We start from the raw sequence: 2,710 nt of genomic DNA, 5'->3' as shown, positions 1-2,710 counted from the left end.
CAGCTCGTGGGCAACCCCTTTCGCTGCCATGGCCAGCGAATGCGGCATTTCAACAGACGTAGAAGAGGCATGTGAGGACGTAAGGTCGTTCTACCTGCGAGTGCTTGGCGAACTCCCGAAACGGTCAGTAGAAAGATCTTGATCTTGGAGCTAGAGGAATCAGCTGGTAAATAGGCAAGGGTGGTACATGGGTTCCCGCCTACGCCGAAAGCACCCCTCGCATTCGAAAGAAATGCTCGGGGGGGAATGACGGAGGGGGGCGGGAAGGAATGGATTCCCGCCTACGCGGGAACGACAGAATTGGTTTTCCGCTGCAGGACGCGATGCACCGCGGCTTCGATGTCCGTGTGGCGACAACCGAAGGCCGTCAGCAGTTCGTCGGGCGTGCCGGACTCGCCGAAGCGGTCCTTGATGCCGACGAACTCCATGGGCACGGGGCAGTCCTGGAAGAGCACCTCGGCGACCGCAGAACCGAACCCACCCATGACCTGGTGCTCCTCTGCCGTGACGACGGCACTCGTCTCATGCGCCGCCTGCAACAGCAACTCGCGGTCGATGGGCTTGATGGTGTGGATGTCGAGGACGCGGGCATGGATGCCCTGTTTCTTCAGCTCCTCGTGGGCGAGCAGCGCCTCGTACACCATGTAGCCGGTCGCGGCGATCGTGACGTCATCGCCGTCCTCGAACGTGATGCCTTTGCCGATTTCGAACGGCGTGGTGTCGTCTGTGAGAATCGGCACCGACTCCCGACCCAGCCGGATGAACGCCGGGCCCTGCATGGCGGCGACCGCCAGCGTGGCCTTACGGGCTTCGTTCACATCGCATGGGTTGATGACGATCATGTGCGGCAGCATACGCATGGTGCCCAGGTCTTCCAGCGCCTGATGGGTCGCCCCGTCGGGACCAACACTGATGCCGCCGTGTGCGCCGACGATCTTCACGTTCAGCTCGCCATAAGCGACCGTGACCCGTATCTGGTCGAGTGCCCGGTCGACCATGAACGTGCCGTAGGTCGACGTGAACGGGACCTTGCCCATCAGCGACAGCCCGCCGGCGATGCCGACCATGTCCGCCTCGGCGATGCCGCAGTCGATGAACCGGTCGGGGAACTCCTTCTTGAAGCGGTCACTGGTCGTGGATTTGGCGAGGTCGGCGTCGAGCACGAACACGCGCGGGTCTGTCCTCCCCAGGATCAGCAGGCCATCAGAGTAACCGAAGCGGGTCGCCTTGCCCTCGAGGGTGCCGCAAACGTCCTTGTGTGCAGTCGCCATGTCACTCACACTCCTGTGCGTCCAGTTCGCGGATGGCCTGGGCCAGCTCGTCCTGCGACGGCGCCTTGCCATGCCAGCCGACAACGTTCTCCATGAACGAGACGCCCTTGCCCTTGATGGTATGTGCAACGATGGCCGTGGGCTGCCCCTTGACCATTTTCGCCTCGTCCAGCGCGTTCACGCACTGCTCCATATTGTTGCCGTCGATGCTGATGACGTGCCAGTTGAACGCGCGCAGTTTGGCGCCGACGTCGTCGATGCACATGACCTCGGAACACTTGCCATCGATCTGCAGGCCGTTGTTGTCGATGACGGCACACAGGTTGTCCAGCTTGAAGTGCGCACCTGCCATCAGTGCCTCCCAGATCTGGCCCTCCTGTAATTCGCCGTCGCCCGTAAGGCAGTAAGCGCGGACCGGCAGCTTGTCGTACCGGGCGGCATATGCTGCACCAACGGCGATGGAGAGCCCCTGGCCAAGCGAGCCACCCGACGTCTCGACACCGGGCGGGCTCCCCTTCTTGGGGTGCCCCTGGAGGCGTGAGCCGAGCTTGCGCAACGTCATGAGCTCTTCCCTGGGGAAGAAGCCCTTGTAGGCAAGCAATGTGTACAGCAGTGGCGCGATGTGCCCCTTGGACCAGAAGATGCGGTCACGGTTCGGGTCGGTGGGCGTGGCAAGGTTGGCCACTCGGAAGTACAGGGCCGTCATGATGTCGGCGGCGGAGAGGGAACCCCCGGGGTGTCCGGAGCCGGCCGCCGTGATGGAGCGCAGCGTGTCCTTGCGGATCTCGGTCGCAAGATGCTTCAGCTCCTGGATCGTCAGCAGTGTTTCCATGGTTGCTTGTTCGCTCCTACTTCAGTTCGGCCAAGGCTGTGCGGATACGGCCGAGCGCTATAGCGATGTTCTCGCGCGACGTAGCGTAGGAAAAGCGGAGGTAGCCCTCGCCAAACGAGCCGAAGCTGCTTCCCGCCAGGCAGGCGACGCCGGCGTTGTACAGCAGATGATCAGCGATCTCCTGGGATGAGCGGTTAAAGCTCTTGACGTTGGGGAAGACATAAAAGGCACCATGCGGCCTGCGGCAGGTGACACCGGGGATGGCGTTGAGTCCGTCGACGATGATCTCCCGACGGGCCAGAAACTCTTGTCGCATCGTTTCCACATCATCCTGCGGGCCGGTCAGGGCCTCGATCCCGGCAATCTGGGTGAACGTGGCGGTACACGACGCCGTGTTGGCGACGACCTTGGCCATCCACTCGATGAGTTCACGCGGGCCGGCTGCGTAGCCAAGGCGCCACCCGGTCATGGCGTAGGTCTTGGACATACCGTCCATGATGATCGTGCGTTCCTTCATGCCGGGGAGCGAGGCGATGGAAAAGTGCTCGCCCTCAAACACCAGACGCGAGTAGATCTCGTCCGACAGGACATAGAAGTCGTACTTCTT

At 62.3% G+C, this 2,710-nt stretch carries 3 protein-coding genes; all 3 read right to left on the bottom strand.

Features of this window, described 5'->3' with window-relative positions:
- Positions 1-281: 281 nt before the first annotated feature.
- Positions 282-1,271, bottom strand: a complete 990-nt coding sequence (locus SMC5_RS10010; RefSeq protein ID WP_119120589.1) for a transketolase family protein — start codon at positions 1,269-1,271, stop codon at positions 282-284.
- Between the two features lies 1 nt (position 1,272).
- Positions 1,273-2,103 carry a transketolase gene (locus SMC5_RS10005; RefSeq protein ID WP_119087855.1) on the bottom strand — a complete coding sequence of 277 codons (831 nt, stop codon included), beginning with the start codon at positions 2,101-2,103 and terminating at the stop codon, positions 1,273-1,275.
- 16 nt (positions 2,104-2,119) lie between these two features.
- Positions 2,120-2,710: aminotransferase class I/II-fold pyridoxal phosphate-dependent enzyme (locus tag SMC5_RS10000; protein WP_119120588.1), on the bottom strand; the 591-nt coding region annotated here is incomplete at its 5' end.

This window comes from Candidatus Cryosericum odellii (assembly GCF_003570935.1).
Classification (GTDB): Bacteria; Caldisericota; Caldisericia; order Cryosericales; family Cryosericaceae; genus Cryosericum; species Cryosericum odellii.
The sequence above is the reverse complement of the archived record's forward strand: the minus strand, read 5'-3'. Positions and strand labels throughout refer to the sequence as shown.